The sequence below is a fragment of the Nocardia sp. CDC519 genome, assembly GCF_059509835.1.
The window spans coordinates 5,636,922-5,653,691 of the sequence record NZ_CM183377.1 but is presented as its reverse complement, the minus strand read 5'-3'; the positions used below and the strand labels follow the sequence as shown (position 1 = coordinate 5,653,691).

Below are 16,770 nucleotides of genomic sequence, written 5' to 3'. Positions count from 1 at the left end.
ATTCCTTCGATTCGACATTTCTCGTTCGCACCCCACTCCCAGGGAGTTCGCACCATGCCGAAGGTCAGTGACGATCACCTCGCTGCCCGGCGCAGCCAGATACTCGACGGTGCCCGGCGCTGCTTCGCCGAATTCGGCTACGACGGCGCCACCGTGCGCCGATTGGAGGAGGCCATCGGGCTCTCGCGCGGTGCGATCTTCCATCATTTCCGCGACAAGGACGCGTTGTTTCTCGCGCTGGCCCAGGAAGACGCCGAGCGGATGGCCGATGTCGCGGCCAATCAGGGCATCGTGCAGGTCATGCGGGACATGCTGGCCAATCCCGAGCAGTTCAACTGGCTCGGCACCCGGCTCGAGATCGCGCGCAGGCTGCGCACCGATCCCGAGTTCCGGGCCGGCTGGACCCAGCGCTCGGCCGAGTTGACCGCCGCGACGCTGGCCCGGCTGGAACGCCGCAAGGCCGCGGGCGCGCTGCGCGACGATGTGCCGACCGATGTCCTGCTCGGCTATCTGGATCTGGTGCTCGACGGGCTCATCGCGCGCATCGCGTCGGGGCACACCAACGAAAACCTGTCCGCCGTATTGGATCTGGTCGAAGCGTCGGTGCGCCGCAGGGAATGACGGCCGGCGGTGTCAGAACGTCGCGTTCAGATAATTGGCGGCGTGCGTCGTCCACAGCACGCCGGTGCCCGGCATATCGTGGCCGGAGTACAGCACGTGCTGGCCATCGGGCCACGGGGTGAGGTAACCGATCACCCCGTGCACCGCTTCGGCATAGCGGGCGGCATTGGCCAGCGGGTCGGCCAGCAGGAAGCGCAGCAGTTCGGCGAAGATCAGCGGCGCCGCGTGGCCGAACCTGGCGCCCTCGACGAACGAGAACGGCGAAATCCCGACATCGATGATGCGCAGCGGTGAATCGGCGCGCACCGAGGTGATGATGTCGCCGGGGTTGGCGTATTCGCGGACCGCGAGATCGGGCCAGTCGCCGCGCTGACCGTGCAGGCCGAAGGTGTCGGGCGGGCACAGATCGCCCACCGACTCCCCCGCGCGGCGCAGCGGATTGGCGAAGTTCACCACGAAGGCGATCTCGAGCGGGCTGCCGTCGGTATTGGTGTAGGTGCCAGCCCGCACGCCCTCGAGGATCCGGCTCGCGCAGATCGATCCCAGCGAATAGCTCAGTAGCCCACAGACATTCGGGGACTGCTGGATGGCTTCGACGCCTGCGGCGGTGCCGATCCGCACCGAGGTGTCCAGCGACGGCCCCCAGACATCCGGTGAGGGACCCACCGAAGCGGGCCAGTCCGGTTCGAAACACCGGAACCGCTGCGGATCCAGCAGTTTCGTGACGTCGCGCAGCATCCCCGTCGGGGCGCCGCCGGGATCGCGTGGCTCTCCGGTCCCGCGCAGCGTGATGATGTCGATCATCGCCAGTCCCTCCTCACCGGCCCGCCGTTGCTCGGCGGGCACCCAACGGTATGGCCGGGCCACGAGCGGCGCCCGAGTAGCGAACTACCCCAATTGTGCCCGCGCCCAGCCCGTCGGCTAGGGCGAATCGCGTTCCCATCCGGCGAGCAGGGCACGGACGATGCGGTCCAGTTCACCACGGTCGGCAGCGGAAAGCACCGACAGCAGCCTGGTTTCGTTCTCCGTGTGCGCGGTGACGACGGTATCGATCAGCGCGCGCCCCGCGTCGGTCAGCGCCACCCGGATGGCGCGACGATCGGCGGCGTCGGCGATGCGGCGCACCAGACCGGCCGATTCCAGCCGGTCCAACCGCCCTGTCATGCCCGCCCGCGACAGCATGAGCGTGTCCGCGAGCACGGAGGGGTTCAGTTCGAACGGCTCGCCTGCCCGGCGCAGCGCCGCCAGCACGTCGAACTCGCCGCGTTGCAAGCCGTGCGCGGTGAACACCGTTTCGATCTCGCGGCGCGCCAGCGCTTCGAACCGGGCCAGGCGTCCGAGTACGGCCATCGCCTCCAGGTCGAGGTCAGGCCGTTCGCGGCGCCATTGCGCCGCGATCGCGTCCACCGCGTCGGCGGTCGGTTGGGTCATGGACAGCATTCTATTCGCTGCGATATAGTTCGGTACCGAATTATCAACCAACGAACAACTGGAGCTGTCATGCCGATCCCGGAACGCGCCGCCGCCATCCGTCAGCCGCACGAGACCGAACTCCTCGGCACCGAGGACACCCGGGTGCGGCTGCTCATCGACAGCGACGAAACGGGCGGCTCGGTCAGCACGGTCGAAGTCACCCTGAGCCGCGGCGCCGACGGTGCGGCACCGCACTTTCACACCCGCTCCGACGAGCTGTTCTACGTCGCCGACGGCGAATTGCAACTGCTCGCAGGCGAGGAGATCGTCACCGTGGGCGCGGGCGGGTCGATCGTGGTCCCACGGCATATGACGCACGCCTTCGGCGCGACGCCCGACAGCGGTGCCCGCATCCTGATCGCACTGATGCCCGGTGTGCAGCGGTTCGATTACTTCCGGCTGCTGGACCGGATCGCCGCGGGCGAGGCCACGCTCGCCGACCTCGCCGCCACTCAGGACGAGTTCGACAACCATTTCGTCGACGCGCCGCGGTGGTGGGATGAACGCGCCGCGGGCCGCCGCTGAATCCCGCGCTGTGACACGAATATCACCGGACCGGGGAACATCGCGGGCCGCGCCGGGGTTCGCCAAGGCATGACCTTCTCCGTCCCCGTCATCGTCCGCGGATACGAGCTCGACACGCAGGGCCACCTGAACCAGGCCGTATACCTGCAGTACGCCGAACACGCGCGCTGGGAGCTGCTGCGCGCGGCCGGTGTCAGCCAGGACAAGCTCATCGCCAGTGGCGTCGGCCCGGTGGTGCTGGAGCAGACCATCAAGTACCTGCGCGAACTGCGTGGCGGCGACGAAGTCGAGGTCACCTGCGAGTTCGACTGGCAAGACGGCAAGATCTACGGCCTGCTCCAGCAGATCCGCAAACTCGACGGCACCGTCGCGGCGGAATTCCGGGTGGTGGGCGGATTGCTCGATCTGTCCGCGCGCAAACTCGTGGCCGATCCCCGGGAACGCTTCCGCGCGCTCACCGATCGCGCCGAACTGCTCGGGCTCTGACAACCCGGCGCCGACGCTGCGCCAACCCGGACCGCATCGGGACGCAGCATCCGGCTCCGCGTCTTTGTGAAACTCGTACGGGTCTGACTGCGCCCGGAGACCGGGCGCACGCCACCTTCGGGCAATACCCGCAGGCGGGTGCGCCGCGCCCACGATAGCCATGTGATTGCGCGCCTGTTCGCCCCACCGCACCGAAAATCTTTCGGCGCTAGCGGTTCCCGCGCGCAATTCCGGTTTGCCGGAGCCGCGGTAAATCTCGCGAACCGGGCCGGGGACAACCCCGCACGCGATATGATCCAGAGCACGCTCGGGGGTCCTGGCAAATCGTGAGCAGATCGGAGTTTCCACCATGACCGATGCCATCCACTTCCCCGGCGCCGCGGCGACCGGTGACCGTGTTCCCGCACTGCAGGGCATGCTCGTGGCCCAGTCGGAACGCGATATCACCGTCCGGGTGGCCGAAGGGACGTGGACCTTCCGGCGCGCCGATGTGCTGCGGGTACTCGAATCCGACGCCACCGCTGCCGCGCCGGGGCGTCCGGTGCTGGTCGACATCCGCCCCGGCGCCACCGCCGACTTCACCCGCAGGCTGCGCATCGACGTCGTCGACCGGCCCATGACGCTGGCCGCGCCACCGTCACCGGCCTTCGGCGACGATCTACTACGTGAGCTCACCGAGTCCTGGGCCGACGAACTCCAGCTGCTCGACGCACCGGGCTCCGGCGCGACATTCACCTATTGCCAAACGAAATCGCACGCGGGCAGCGACGACGGCATCAACTGCGACAGCCTCGACTGAGCGGCGGGCAGGTGGCCGCTCCCCGGACGGGTTCGGTATTGATCGTGTCCGAATCCGACGATCTGCACGCGACCGCCATGGCGGTGACGCTGCGAGAACAGCACGGCGTCAACCCGATTCAATTGGATCTGCGTGATTTTCCGCGCGAGTCCGGTAGTTTCCGGCTCGACCGGCTCGGCACCACACGGTCGATGTCCCATCTCATCGGCCTCGACGAGGTGCGCTCGGTGTGGTGGCGGCGTCCGCATCCCGCCCAGGTGCCCGCAGGCGTGCGCGCCACCGACGACGCCTTCCGGCAGGCCGAATGCGATGGGTTCATCCAGGGCCTGCTGTGGTCGATCCCGGCGCTGTGGGTCAATGACCCCGGCAACGATCGCACCGCCAACCGCAAGATCGTCCAGCTCGAGACCGCCCACCGGGCCGGCTTCGCCATCCCGGAGACGCTGATCACCAACGATCCGGACGAGGCGCGCAGTTTCATCGAATCCCGGCCCGGCGCAGTGGTTTACAAACGCACCGGCACCAGCAGGGCCGAGTTCGCCGAGACCAGGATCGTCGGCGAATCCGATCTGGCCAGGCTCGCCGGGATCCGCAGCGCGCCGACCATCTTCCAGGATTACGTCGTCGCCCGGTGCGATCTGCGGGTGGTGTGGGTCGACGGGGTGGCGTGGACGGTGCGCATCGACTCTCAGGCCGGAGCCGGGCACGTCGATTCGCGGCTGGACACCTCGGTCGAGTTCGCCCCGGATCAGCTGCCGGCCTCGGTGAGCAAATCGCTGGCGATCCTGATGGGGGCACTCGGTCTGAGCTTCGGCGTGCTGGATCTGCGCCTCGGCGTGGACGGCGAGTACTACTTCCTCGAGGTCAATCCGCAGGGCCAGTTCGCCTACCTGGAGATCAAGACCGGGCTGCCCATCTTCACCAGCCTGGCGAACCTGCTGGTGCTCGGCGATGGTGCCGTCGCCGAGCGCTGATGCGCGCGCACCGGTAGACGCCGCGCCACCATGGGTGCGCGGCAACGCCCCAGTGTGATTACTGGGCTTTGCGCCGGTTGGCCCCGCCACGGCTGCGGAGCTGCACATGCGACTCCACCAGCACGTTGTGGATGAAGCCGTAGGAGCGGCCGGTCGCGCGCGCCAGGGAGCGGATGCTCGCGCCCGCCTCGTATTGCTTCTTCAACTGCGATTGCAGGCGGTCGCGCGACTTTCCCGTGACGCGTGTGCCCTTACCCAGGGTGGTCTTTCCCGATGTGGCTCTGTGTGCCGGCCTGTCGCTCATGGCTTCCTCCGAGTCGCCGAGCAGCGTCATTCCAGGCTAAGCACTCCGGAGGCCGCGATCAACGGATTCCCGTGATGAAAATCACGCGAGCTGAATCAATTCCAGATACTCGGCCGACCAATGGTCCTCGGTGCCGTCCGGCAGCAGGATCACCCGCTCGGGGGCCAGGGCTTCGGCCGCGCCCGGATCGTGGGTGACCAGCACGACCGCGCCCGCATAGGTGCGCAGCGCGTCGAGCACCTGCTCGCGCGAGACCGGGTCGAGGTTGTTGGTCGGCTCGTCGAGCAGCAGCACATTCGCCGCCGAGGACACCAGACCGGCCAGCGCCAACCTGGTCTTCTCACCGCCGGACAGGGTGCCAGCGGGCTGCTCGAGCTGCGGGCCGGTGAACATGAACGCGCCGAGCAGGCCGCGCAGATCCTGTTCGCCCGCGTCGGGCGCCGCGTGACGGATGTTCTCCCACACCGTGGCGTTGTCGTCGAGAGTGTCGTGTTCCTGGGCGAAGTAGCCGACCTTCAGTCCGTGCCCGGCGACCAGTCCGCCCGCGGTGGGCTTCTCCACCCCGGCGAGCAATCGCAGCAGCGTGGTCTTGCCCGCGCCGTTGAGGCCGAGCACGACGACCCGGCTGCCGCGGTCGATGGCCAGATCGACGCCGGTGAAGATCTCCAGCGAGCCGTAGACCTTGGTCAGGTTCTCCGCCATCAGCGGGGTCTTGCCGCAGGCCGCGGGTTCCGGGAACTTGATCCGCGCCACCTTGTCGGCCACGCGCACCTCGTCGAGTTCGGACATCAGTCGTTCGGCGCGTTTGACCATGTTCTGCGCGGCAACGGCTTTAGTGGCCTTCGCACCGAGCTTGGCGGCCTGCGCGCGCAGGGCCGAGGCCTTCTTCTCGGCATTGGCGCGTTCGCGGCGGCGGCGTTGTTCGTCGGTGGCGCGGGCGTCGAGGTATTTGTGCCAGCCCATGTTGTAGACGTCGGCCTCACCGCGTACCGCGTCCAGGAACCACACCTTGTTCACCACGTCGGCGAGCAGCTCGACATCGTGGCTGATCACGATCAGCCCGCCCTCGTGGTTCTGCAGGAAGCCGCGCAGCCAGGTGATGGAGTCGGCGTCGAGGTGGTTGGTCGGTTCGTCGAGCAGCAGGATGGTGTCGGAGCGGCCGCCGCTGCCGTCTGAGGCGGCGAACAGGATGCGCGCCAGTTCGATGCGGCGCCGCTGACCACCGGACAGCGTGCGCAGCGCCTGGCCGAGCACCCGATCGGGCAGGCCGAGGCTGTTGCAGATGCGCGCGGCCTCGCTCTCCGCGACGTAACCACCCAGCGCCGAGAACCGCTCCTCGAGCCGGCCGTATTTGCGGACCGCGCGATCGCGTTCGGCCTCGTCGGCCACCTCGGCCATCAGCGCCTGCTGCTTTTCCATATCGCGGATCAGCGTGTCCAGGCCACGCGCCGACAGCACCCGATCGCGGGCGAGCACATCGAGATTGCCTTCGCGCGGATCCTGCGGCAGGTAGCCGATATCGCTGGAACGCAGGATCTTGCCCGCATAGGGTTCACCCTCGCCGGCCAGGATGCGCAGCGTGGTGGTCTTGCCCGCGCCGTTGCGCCCGACCAGCCCGATCCGGTCGCCCGCCTGCACGCGCAGGGCCGGCCCTGGGGCCGACAGCAGTGTGCGGACTCCGGCCCGGACCTCCAGGTCGGTCGCGGTGATCACAGATGTCTCCTAGGCGCGTGGTGGGGATGCTGCTCGATTGTGCGACGGGATGCGCACAAGAACCACCGATTTTACCTGCCGCCCGCCCCGCCCCGGACACCCGGCGGGCGTGAGAGGCATTACCTTTCGCCCGCGACGGCCGCACAGCCAGGCACCGCGGGCACGGCGACTGAAGTAACGTGACGTCACATGACTACGGATCTGTTGGGCAAAAGCGCACTGGTGACCGGAGCCAGCCGCGGAATCGGTCACGCGGTGGCCGCCGAATTGCTGCGCCGGGGCGCGAACGTGCTGATCACCGCGCGCAAGGCGGAACCCCTCGAGCAGGCGGCCGCACAGCTGCGCGAACTCGGCCATCAGGGCGAGGTGGTGGCGCTGGCGGGCAACTCCGGTGACGCCGACGCGCGCGCAGCCGCGGTGGATCGCGCGGTGACCGAGTTCGGTTCGCTCGACATCCTGATCAACAACACCGGCATCAACCCGGTCTACGGCTCCCTCATGGACGCCGACCTCGATGCCGTGCGCAAGATCTTCGACGTCAACGTGGTGGCCGCGCTCGGCTACATCCAGCAGGCCCACCGGGCCTGGATGGGTGAGCACGGCGGCGCGGTGGTGAACGTGGCCAGCGTGGCCGGCATCCGCTCGACCGGCGTGATCGCCGCCTACGGCGCGTCCAAGGCCGCGCTGATCCGGCTCACCGAGGAACTGGCCTGGCAGCTGGGACCGAAGATCCGGGTGAACGCGGTGGCGCCCGGCGTGGTCAAGACGTCCTTCGCCGATGCGCTCTACTCGGCCGATGAAGAGGCCGCCGCGAAGGTGTATCCGTTGAAGCGGCTGGGTGCGCCCGAGGATGTGGCGCGGCTGATCGGGTTCCTGGTCTCGGCGGAATCCGGCTGGATCACCGGCGAGACCGTGCGCGTCGACGGCGGTCTGCTCTCCACCGGCGGAATCTGACAGACCCGGCGAACAACTCGGCGGTGTCCGCGTCGTCGCGGACACCGCCGTTGCTGTCAGACCCCGACCGGCTGACGCCAGTCGTCCTTGTCCACCGGGGCCGGCGGCAGCGACGGCCCCTCGTCCAGGCCGTACCGCTCGTGCAGTCGGCGCAGCGGTCCCGGCGCCCACCAATTCCAGTCGCCGAGCACCTTCATCGCCGCGGGCAGCAGGAATCCGCGCACCAGCGTCGCATCGACCAGCACCGCCAGCGGCAGTCCGATGCCGAAGGCCTTCATGAAGGTGATGTCGGAGGCGAGGAAGCCGAGGAACACCAGCGAGATGAGCACCGCGGCGGCGGTGACGATGCGGCCGATGCGTTCCAGGCCCACCGCGATCGCGACCTCGTTCTTGCCGGTCTGGTCGTATTCCTCGCGAATGCGGGCGAGCAGGAAGACCTGGTAGTCCATCGCCAGGCCGAAGGCGACGCCGAAGAGCATGACCGGCACCGTGGCCGGCAGATCCCCGGTGACGGTGAAGTCCAGCAGCCCGGACAGATGTCCGTCCTGGAAGATCCAGACCAGTGCGCCGAAGGTGGCGGTGAGGCTGAGGAAGCTGAGCACGACCGCCAGCAGCGGCAGCACCACGCTGCCGGTGAGCAGGAACAGCACCACCAGCATCACCAGGATGACGAACCCGAGCGCGATCGGCAGGGTCGAGATCACCTCGTCGATGGCGTCGGCATTGGCGGCAGCCACGCCGCCGACCAGGACCGCCGAAGGCGCCTCGACCGCGCGCACATCGTCCACGATCCGATCCAGCACCTCGGGATCGGTGGTGTCGGGGACCACCGACAGGTAGGCCGCGGAGTCGGTGGCGAACTGTTCGTGGGTGTCGGTGGCCGGGGCCAGCAGGCCACCGTGGGCGTAGCTGCCGGTCGCGGTGTCGACCCGTTGCACATCGTCGATGTCGGAGACGCGGCGGGCGTAGGCGTCGAGACCGGACTTGCCCTCGGGCAGCACGATGAACAGCCCGCTCTGTTCGGTGACGGTGAAATCGCGCTGGATCGCCTCGGTGACCTGCCTGTTGTTCATCGACTCCGGCAGCGAACGCTCGTCGGGGAAGCCCAGTTTGATGCCGAGGAACGGTGCTCCGAGCACCAGCAGCAGCGCCGCGACCGCCAGTCCGATCGGGACGGGCCTGCCCATGACCGCGGTGGCCAGGCGATGCCAGAAACCTTCGCCGGGCGCGGGCCGCGGCGCCCGGAAGAACCAGCCCAGCTGCCCTTTGTCGATGCGGGTGCCGACCAGATACAGGATCGCCGGCAGCACGGTGAGCGAGACGGTCGCCGCGATCAGCGCGACGGCGAGCCCGGCGTAGCCCATCGAGCGGACCGCGAGCAGCGGGAAGAACAGCAGCCCCGACAGCGCGACGGCGACGGTGGCGGCGGAGAAGGCCACGGTGCGACCGGCCGAGCGCATGGTGGCCGCGACCGCGGGACCCGGATCGGTGCCCGCGACCAGTTCGTCACGGAAGCGGTTGATCATCAGCAGGCTGTAGTCGATCGCCAGGCCGAGCCCGAGCAGGGTGGCGACATTGGTCGCGGTCGCGGCCAGATCGGTGGCCAGCGCGATCAGCCACAGCGTGCCCATGGTGATCATCACCGTGACCATGGCGACCACCAGCGGCAGGCTGGCCGCGACGAGGCCGCCGAAGACGAACAGCAGCGCGATGAGGGTGATCGGGAAGGCGATGGATTCGCCCATCACGACGTCCTTTTCGCTCTGCTGCACGGTTTCGCGCAGCAGCATCGCGTAGCCGCCGATGCGGACCTCGACCGGGCCGTGGCTGCCCTCGAACCGTTCGGCGATATCGCCGACCCGGCGATCGACGTCGGCCTCGTCGCCGAGGATGCTGGCCACGATCAGGCCCTTGCGGCCGTCGGCGCTGCGCAACGCGGGCGTCTTGTCGGTCCAGTAGGAGGCGACGCCGGTGACGCCTGCCTCACCCTTCAGCTGGTCGACCAGTTCGGTTGCGGCGGTGGCGACCTCATCGTCCTCGACGGGCCGGTCGGCCTCGACCAGCAGGACGAGGTTGGGCGGGGCCTGCCCGAATTCGTCGGCCAGCGCCTCGGTGGCCCTGCTGGATTCGCTGTCGGGGGCGATATATCCGCCGCCCTGCACCTTGTCGAACAGGGTCGAGCTCAGCATTCCCATGGCCAGTGCGAGCACCGCGAACACGGCCAGAATCTGCCGGCTGCGCCGCCTGGTCAGTCCGAACACAGCGTTTTCCCTCACTCCCGCGCGGCCGCGCCCAGCTGCTGGGCGCCGCCGATTCCACGTCGACGTCGGGTGACAACGGCCACCGGGCGTCGCGGCCGACGCCCGCGCGATCCTAACAATCCTCGCAGCAAAGCCGCTGAGCGAGAAGAGTTTCCATGTGCGCGGCACCGCCGCAGCCGAGGTCGCTGAAAGTTAGCCGGGTCGCTGGGTTCCGGCGCCCCGCTCCGCGCTCGACAGCGCTCGGGCGGGAAGGCCGGCCGCGAGGATCAGGACTGATGGGGCAGGTTCTGCAACCGCACCTGACCGCGCGCGACCACGCGCCCGCTCTCGTCGGTGACCACGACCTGCCACAGTTGCTGGAGCCGCCCCTGATGCAGCGGGGTGGCCTCGCCGGTGAGCGTGCCCTCGCGCACCGCGCGCAGGAAGTCGGTGCTGTTGTTCACGCCGACCACATTGCCGCGCTCGCCGTACCAGACGCCGCCACCGACGCTGGCCAGCGATTCGATGACGGTGCAGAGCACGCCGCCGTTCTGGATGCCCGCGGGCTGGTGCAGCTTGGGGGTGACCTCCCATTCGCCGCGCACCAGATCCGGGCCGACGGCGGTGTAGCGCAGGCCGATCAGATCGGTGAAGGTGCCTTCGCTGTACTTCGTCATCAGCTCGGGGGTGATATCGGCCAGCGAGGTGAGCGCGTGGGTCTGCTGTTCGGTCATGGATCCACCTTTACACCACCGGTCTCGGCCGCTCGCGGCACATCCCGTCAGGGGGTCAGGGAACAGAGCGACGGGCTCCACCGGAGTGGAGCCCGTCGCGGCAATGGATCGGGGGTCACCGCAGCCCTCGGGACTCTCGCTCGATCCGTACGCCGGGACCGAGTATAGGGCAGGCTTACCTAACTGGGCAACCCGTTGCCGGGAGCCCCGAGCAACCGAGCCTGCACGGCCAGGTACAGCAGGGCAGCCTCCGCAGGCACCGCCAGCGCGATACCGGTGAGCTTCTCCACCCGTTTGAGCCGGTGCAGGACGGTATTGCGGTGCAAGTGCATTCGCTGTCCGACCGCGGCGGTCGAACCCGCCAGTTCGAACCAGGCCGACAGCGTGCGGACGAGATCGTCGGCGTCGTCGGGCCGGAGTCCGTCGAATGCGGCCAGGGTGTCGGCCAGGACATCGGTGGCGAGAGCGGGATGGGCCGCGATCAGGGCACGCGCGGGCGAGGACGCGTACCGGTGGACGCCGAGATCGTCCGGGCCCAGGCATCGGAAAGCCAGCCGGGCCTGATCGAGCGCGCCGGGTGCGGCGGCGAGATCGTCGAACGGCTTGCTGGCGCCCGCCCGGGACCGCACCCGGCGTACGGCGTCATCGAGGACGTCGAGGGTCCGCGCGGCGACCAGCGTCACGCGATCGTCGGCCACCACGGTCCGCACCGTCGTCACGCCCGGGGCCTGGAGGCGAACATCGCCGACCAGGATGAGGAACGCGCCACGTGCGGGCAGGCCCATCCGCTCACACAGCCGCGCACGGCGTGTCGCCGGGAGCCCGGGATCGAGCAGTGCGCGCAGCAGCCGTGGCATGGGCCGCTCGTCTTCGGCGGCCACGATGTGCCGGTAGGCGTCCGCCGCGGCGACCGAGTATTCGTCCACGGTCGCCCACACGACGGTCGACAGCCGGGACAGCTCGGCGCCGTCGGCCCGGCCCGCTCGTTCGGCGATGATCTCCCAGAACGCCAGCCCGGCAAGCCGGTAGGCGTGCAACAGGCTGTCCAGCGAGACCCCGCGTTCGGCCTTGAGACGACCGGTGCGGCGGGCGGGCTCGAGGGAATACGGCACGCCCCCGATGGCGTCGAGCATGGATGCGATGTTGCCGGTCACGACGGCTGCCAGCTCGTCGTGATCCAACGCGGCGGCGCTGTAATCCTGCTCGTCGGATTCGATTCTGGTGGTGACCCTTTCGGAAATCGCGGCCAGGTCCGCCCGCAGGCCCGACAACAGCGCGGCAGGCCCGGCGGATGAGTCCCAGGTCACCCGGCGAGTCTAATTCCCGTTGTGCGGCCGCACATCGGGAATGCCCGAAGCGGGGGCGTACGCCCGTCGCCACGGCGGGCCCGCGGCGAAGACACTGGACGTCGGCGATCAGCATCGAATTCCAGCGGTGGGCACACCGATTCCCGGCGCCATCGCCGATCGCGCGCATCCGACGCACCACGACAGGAGTTCCTCGCCATGAGCACCGCAACCCGTGAGCTGTTCGACCGCTATCACGCCTGCTGGGCCGACCGCGATCCCGATCGCATTGTCGCCCTGCACACCGAGGACTCGATATTCCACCTGCATCCGGGCCAAGAGCCCGCCCGCGGCCGGGCCGCGATCCGCGACGCCGCCGCTGGAACCTTCGCCCTGGTGCCCGACCTGGTCTTCGATCTGGTCTCGTTGCGCGTCGGCGAAGACTTCTGGGTGGTGCGGTGGCAGCTGCGCGGCACCTCCGCGACCGGTAATCCGGTGGCCGTCGATCTCGCTGACTTCGTGCTGGTCGAGAACGGGGCCGTCAAGGAAAAGCATTCCTATGTGGACGGGGTCGCGATGCAGGCCGCCGTGGGTGCGGCCGTCCTCGACCGCTCGGCTCCCGCCCACTAGCGCCGCGCCGGGCAGGAACAACGCCGGACACCTCGGTCCCGCGTCATGACCCGCCCGGCACAGGCCGACGCCCGGAAACCCGGCGCGCGAGCATCGCGCCGGGTCGAGCGGCCCTACCTGACCAGTGCCCCCGTTGCCGCACGGCGCACCGGCAGCCCGCGCTCCTCCAGTGCCATGAGCACACCCTGCCCACGGCGCATGCCGACCGCAGCATCGGTGCGCGCCAGATCGGGCACGTAAGTCGCTGCGCCCGACACAGATTCACCGACCAGGCCCCAGAAACGGCGGGCACTCAGACCCGAGCACCGGGTCAGGCACTCCTGAATCAGCGTCAGCGACGGCTCGCAGCGATGGGCCAGCCAGACGAACATCGCCTCCTCGCACGGCAACCCGACCACACCCCGCTCGCCCGCATGGATGTCGTCGTCGAGCGCGCGGATGGTGGTGTCGACCAGGCCGGCCCAGTCGATGCCGCCGTCGTTGTCGGTGTGGATCCAGAGGTTCTCCAGACCCGGATCCCAGGCTCTGCCCTCGGCGACCAGTAGTGCGACCACCCGGCCGAGCACGGCGTGAATGAGTGCGGTGGCAACCACTTCCGCGGCGATGTCGGCGCTGATCATCTCGGCGGCATGGCGCCGGTACATGAGTTCGATCCTGCCTTCACGCAGCCCGTCGGCCAGCCGCCACCAGCGGCGTTTGCCCTGTTCGGCCATCGCGGCGACGGCATACACTCTCGGATGCTCCGGTTGCAATGCCCGCAGCCGGGTACAGGCGCGCCCGAAGGCCGGCTGGGTGGCACGGAATGTGCCAGTGGTCGCGAGTTCGGGCATCGAACCTCCTCGGGGTGGACTCCGTCGCGGTGTCACTCGGAAGATAGGTTAGCCTTACCAGACCTAGCAAGTATTGCGTCGAACACAGTGAGGAGTCTTTCGCCGCCGTGACCGCCCTTGCGACCATGAGGCGGCGTCGTATCACCGGTCTCCTGCTGCTCATTGCGCTGCTGGGGCTGACGCTGATCGCCAGCGTCGCGATCGGAACCCGATCGCTGGCCCCGACCACGGTCTACGACGCCCTCGACCACGCCCTGTCCTGCGCGGACGGGCCCTTCCGTTGCGCCGCGCTGTCCACCGAGGAAGAGATCGTGCGCGGGCTGCGGCTGCCGCGCACCGTCCTCGCGCTGGTCACCGGGCTCGCCCTCGGCATGGCCGGTGCGCTGATCCAGGGCTACACCCGTAACCCGCTGGCCGACGCCGGACTGCTCGGCCTCAATGCCGGTGCGGCGTTCCTCGCGGCACTGAGCATGTACCTGTTCGCGTTCACCGCCCCGGAGCAGTACATCTGGTTCGCGTTCGCGGGCACGCTCATCGCCGGGCTGATCGTGTTCGGCGCATCCTCGATCGGCGCGGGCTCGGCGAGCCCGTTGAGTCTCGTGCTGGCGGGCGCCGCGGTGACGGCGTTCCTGCAGGCGCTGACCAACGCCATCGTCACTCTGGACACCAGCGCCCTCGACAGCTACCGGTTCTGGGTGGTCGGCGAGGTCTCCGGGCGCGGCGCCGAGGTCTTCTGGCAAGTGTTGCCCTTCCTCGCGGCCGGCGCGGTGCTGGCGCTGATCGCCGCACCCGGACTCAATCTGCTCAGCCTCGGCGACGATGTGGCGCGCGGTCTCGGCGTGAACATCGGCCGCAGCCGGGCACTCGGCCTGACCGCGGTGGTGCTGCTGTGCGGTGCCGCGACGGCCGCCGTCGGGCCGATCGCGTTCATCGGCCTGGTGGTTCCGCATATCGCGCGCGTGTTCACCGGGCCCGACAACCGTTGGCTGATCCCCTATTCGGGCCTGTTCGGCGCCCTGGTGCTGCTGGTCGCCGATACGGCGGGCCGGGTGGTCGCGCGTCCGGGCGAACTCCAGGTGGGCGTGATGCTGGCCGCGGTCGGCGCGCCCTTCTTCATCGCCTTGGTCCGGCGACGGAAGCTGGTGAGCGTATGACGATCTCACTGCCCGAGTCCGAGCAGGCCACCGCGCCGCGGCTGCGTTCGGCCCTGCGGTGGGGCCCGGTTTCGCTGGTGCTGCGGCCCAGGATGGTCGTGATCATCGCGGTGCTCGCCGTCGCGCTGTTCGGCCTGTTCTGCCTCGACATCGCCATCGGGGAAACCAATCTGGGCTTCGGCAAGGTGCTCGATGTGCTTTCCGGTGGCGGCACCCGCTCGCAACGGTTCATCGTGTTCGAATCCCGGCTGCCACGCGCCCTGACGGCTGTCGTGGTCGGTGCGGCGCTCGCGATCGCCGGCGCCATCACCCAGTCGATCCTGCACAATCCACTGGCCGCGCCGGACTTCCTCGGCATCACCTCCGGGGCCGCGCTCGGCGCCGTCGCGGTGATGGTCGGCACCGGCGGCGCGACCACCGGCTGGGCGATCTCGCTCGGCACCCCCATCGCCGCCATGGTCGGCGGGCTCGGCACGGCCGCCGCCATCTATCTACTCGCCTGGGGACGCAACCCGCTCGGCGGCAGCGGGGTGACGGTGATGCGGCTGGTGCTCATCGGCGTCGGGGTGAACTCGCTGCTGCTGTCGGCGATCAGCTGGATGCTCACCAGCGCCAGCCTCGAAGACGCCGCCCGCGCGCAGCTGTGGCTGACCGGCTCGCTCAATTCGGCCGACGACTCCAAACTCGTACCCGCCGCGATCGCGCTGGCCGTGGTGCTGGTCGTCGCGGTCGGCTCGGCCAGGACGCTGGCGGCGCTGCGCCTCGGCACCGACACCACGCGCGTGCTCGGCGTGCGGATCCAGACCCAGCAGGCCGTGCTCATCGGCGCGGCGGTGATCGGCGCGTCGGTGGCGACCGCGGCGGTCGGGCCGGTGGCGTTCGTCGGGCTCGCCGCGCCGCAGATCGCCCGCCGCGTGCTGCGCACTCCCGGTGAACCGCTCATCGGTTCGGCGGTGATCGGTGCGATCCTGGTAGTCGGCGCCGATATCGTCTCGCGCACGTTGTTCTCGGTCGAACTGCCCGTCGGCATCGTGACCGCGGCCATCGGCGGCCCGTTCCTGCTGTTGTTGCTCATTCGTTTGAATCGGAAGGCCACGCTGTGAAGACCGGACAAGCCCCGCAGAACGGCTCGCATCAGCTGGCCGCCGACGGCGTGACGCTCGGCTACGGCGAACGGGTCATCGTCGACGGATTGAGTCTCGACATCGCCCCCGGCGTGATCACCACCGTCATCGGACCCAACGGCTGCGGCAAATCCACCCTGCTGCGGTCACTGGGCCGGCTGTTGAAGCCGAGCGCCGGGCAGGTCCTGCTGGACGGCAAGGCGATCTCGTCGATGAAAACCAAGGACGTCGCCCGCATCGTCGGCATGCTGCCGCAGACTCCGGTCGCCCCCGAGGGCCTGACGGTGGCCGATCTGGTCGCGCGCGGACGTCATCCACACCAGTCGTGGATCAAACAGTGGTCGGCCACCGACGAATCCGAGGTGCTCACCGCCCTGGAACAGACCGGCATCGCCGATCTGGCGCACCGATCGCTGGACGAGCTGTCCGGTGGCCAGCGCCAGCGGGCCTGGATCTCCATGGCCCTGGCCCAGGGCACCGACATCCTGCTGCTCGACGAACCGACCACCTACCTCGATCTGGCGCATTCGCTCGAGGTGCTGGATCTGGTGGACCGGTTGCACGATGAGCTCGGCCGCACCGTGGTGATGGTGCTGCACGATCTCAACCTGGCCATCCGCTACAGCGACCAGCTGATCGTCATGCGCGACGGGCGCATCATCGCCAAGGGCGCCCCGGCCGATATCATCGACGCCCCGCTGCTGCGCGAGGTGTTCGGGCTCGAGGCCACCGTGTTGGAGGATCCGATGTCGGGGCGGCCGATGATCGTGCCGATCGGCACCAGGCATGTGCTCGGTACGGCGGGCGGCCCGGTCGCCGCCGAGGCCGCCGCCGACGGAGTATGACCAATACCACACCAGCTACCAGCCAGTTACGACACCCTGTAGTACGCATCCGCGTCGTTGAGTCCGTAAAATTGTGGA

Annotated in this window: 18 protein-coding genes; 10 read left to right on the top strand and 8 right to left on the bottom strand. The window is 69.0% G+C overall.

Annotated features, from left to right (window positions below; translation table 11 throughout):
* Nucleotides 1-54 precede the first annotated feature (54 nt).
* Entirely contained in the window at nt 55-621 is a 567-nt protein-coding gene (locus tag AC5W7N_RS25575) for a TetR/AcrR family transcriptional regulator (protein WP_014350851.1), read from the top strand.
* A gap of 12 nt (nt 622-633) precedes the next feature.
* Here the strand turns inward: AC5W7N_RS25575 and AC5W7N_RS25570 are convergent, their stop codons facing one another.
* Together AC5W7N_RS25570 and AC5W7N_RS25565 are read right to left on the bottom strand one after the other, a co-directional pair.
* Nucleotides 634-1,425 (bottom strand): hypothetical protein, encoded by a 792-nt coding sequence (locus AC5W7N_RS25570; RefSeq protein ID WP_195019274.1) that lies wholly within the window; start codon nt 1,423-1,425, stop codon nt 634-636.
* Between the two features lie 117 nt (nt 1,426-1,542).
* Nucleotides 1,543-2,052 (bottom strand): MarR family winged helix-turn-helix transcriptional regulator, encoded by a 510-nt coding sequence (locus AC5W7N_RS25565; RefSeq protein ID WP_495922342.1) that lies wholly within the window; start codon nt 2,050-2,052, stop codon nt 1,543-1,545.
* A gap of 69 nt (nt 2,053-2,121) precedes the next feature.
* Here AC5W7N_RS25565 and AC5W7N_RS25560 point away from each other — a divergent pair, with 69 nt between their 5' ends.
* From AC5W7N_RS25560 to AC5W7N_RS25545, 4 genes are all read left to right on the top strand, one after another.
* A complete protein-coding gene (locus tag AC5W7N_RS25560) occupies nt 2,122-2,619 on the top strand; it encodes a cupin domain-containing protein (protein WP_163814722.1) in 498 nt (165 codons plus the stop codon).
* A 69-nt stretch (nt 2,620-2,688) separates the two neighbouring features.
* Complete coding sequence (locus tag AC5W7N_RS25555; RefSeq protein ID WP_163814721.1) at nt 2,689-3,105, top strand: acyl-CoA thioesterase; 417 nt, start codon at nt 2,689-2,691, stop codon at nt 3,103-3,105.
* A gap of 349 nt (nt 3,106-3,454) precedes the next feature.
* Entirely contained in the window at nt 3,455-3,904 is a 450-nt protein-coding gene (locus tag AC5W7N_RS25550; protein WP_163814720.1) for a hypothetical protein, read from the top strand.
* 44 nt (nt 3,905-3,948) lie between these two features.
* Nucleotides 3,949-4,878, top strand: coding sequence for an MvdC/MvdD family ATP grasp protein (locus AC5W7N_RS25545; protein ID WP_280212958.1), 930 nt, complete (start codon nt 3,949-3,951; stop codon nt 4,876-4,878).
* A 58-nt stretch (nt 4,879-4,936) separates the two neighbouring features.
* Here the strand turns inward: AC5W7N_RS25545 and AC5W7N_RS25540 are convergent, their stop codons facing one another.
* The gene (locus tag AC5W7N_RS25540) at nt 4,937-5,182 is read right to left on the bottom strand and encodes a helix-turn-helix domain-containing protein (protein ID WP_048834140.1); all 246 of its coding nucleotides are present in this window, start codon (nt 5,180-5,182) and stop codon (nt 4,937-4,939) included.
* 81 nt (nt 5,183-5,263) lie between these two features.
* Nucleotides 5,264-6,895 (bottom strand): ABC-F family ATP-binding cassette domain-containing protein, encoded by a 1,632-nt coding sequence (locus tag AC5W7N_RS25535; RefSeq protein WP_130916383.1) that lies wholly within the window; start codon nt 6,893-6,895, stop codon nt 5,264-5,266.
* 189 nt (nt 6,896-7,084) lie between these two features.
* On the opposite strand from AC5W7N_RS25535, the gene AC5W7N_RS25530 reads away from it, so the two are divergent.
* Complete coding sequence (locus tag AC5W7N_RS25530; protein ID WP_163814718.1) at nt 7,085-7,849, top strand: SDR family oxidoreductase; 765 nt, start codon at nt 7,085-7,087, stop codon at nt 7,847-7,849.
* A 56-nt stretch (nt 7,850-7,905) separates the two neighbouring features.
* Here AC5W7N_RS25530 and AC5W7N_RS25525 read toward each other — a convergent pair whose 3' ends face one another.
* The 3 genes from AC5W7N_RS25525 to AC5W7N_RS25515 form a co-directional block, all read right to left on the bottom strand.
* Nucleotides 7,906-10,110: an MMPL family transporter gene (locus AC5W7N_RS25525; protein WP_495922339.1), complete on the bottom strand. Its 2,205-nt coding sequence runs from the start codon at nt 10,108-10,110 to the stop codon at nt 7,906-7,908.
* Nucleotides 10,111-10,376: 266 nt separating this feature from the next.
* The gene (locus tag AC5W7N_RS25520; protein ID WP_228806873.1) at nt 10,377-10,766 is read right to left on the bottom strand and encodes a PaaI family thioesterase; all 390 of its coding nucleotides are present in this window, start codon (nt 10,764-10,766) and stop codon (nt 10,377-10,379) included.
* A gap of 236 nt (nt 10,767-11,002) precedes the next feature.
* Nucleotides 11,003-12,130 carry a PucR family transcriptional regulator gene (locus tag AC5W7N_RS25515; RefSeq protein WP_195007160.1) on the bottom strand — a complete coding sequence of 376 codons (1,128 nt, stop codon included), beginning with the start codon at nt 12,128-12,130 and terminating at the stop codon, nt 11,003-11,005.
* A 198-nt stretch (nt 12,131-12,328) separates the two neighbouring features.
* On the opposite strand from AC5W7N_RS25515, the gene AC5W7N_RS25510 reads away from it, so the two are divergent.
* Nucleotides 12,329-12,739 (top strand): nuclear transport factor 2 family protein, encoded by a 411-nt coding sequence (locus AC5W7N_RS25510; RefSeq protein WP_495922337.1) that lies wholly within the window; start codon nt 12,329-12,331, stop codon nt 12,737-12,739.
* 113 nt (nt 12,740-12,852) lie between these two features.
* On the opposite strand, the gene AC5W7N_RS25505 is transcribed toward AC5W7N_RS25510, so the two are convergent.
* Nucleotides 12,853-13,569: a hypothetical protein gene (locus AC5W7N_RS25505; RefSeq protein ID WP_163814713.1), complete on the bottom strand. Its 717-nt coding sequence runs from the start codon at nt 13,567-13,569 to the stop codon at nt 12,853-12,855.
* Nucleotides 13,570-13,676: 107 nt separating this feature from the next.
* Between AC5W7N_RS25505 and AC5W7N_RS25500 the strand changes: the two genes are divergently transcribed.
* From AC5W7N_RS25500 to AC5W7N_RS25490, 3 genes are read left to right on the top strand one after another with little or no spacing between them, the layout of a single operon-like run.
* Complete coding sequence (locus AC5W7N_RS25500; protein ID WP_163814712.1) at nt 13,677-14,723, top strand: FecCD family ABC transporter permease; 1,047 nt, start codon at nt 13,677-13,679, stop codon at nt 14,721-14,723.
* Nucleotides 14,720-15,826: a FecCD family ABC transporter permease gene (locus AC5W7N_RS25495; RefSeq protein ID WP_495922335.1), complete on the top strand. Its 1,107-nt coding sequence runs from the start codon at nt 14,720-14,722 to the stop codon at nt 15,824-15,826. The genes AC5W7N_RS25500 and AC5W7N_RS25495 overlap by 4 nt, the downstream gene beginning before the upstream one ends.
* Nucleotides 15,823-16,692 (top strand): ABC transporter ATP-binding protein, encoded by an 870-nt coding sequence (locus AC5W7N_RS25490; RefSeq protein WP_163814710.1) that lies wholly within the window; start codon nt 15,823-15,825, stop codon nt 16,690-16,692. The genes AC5W7N_RS25495 and AC5W7N_RS25490 overlap by 4 nt, the downstream gene beginning before the upstream one ends.
* Nucleotides 16,693-16,770 lie beyond the last annotated feature (78 nt).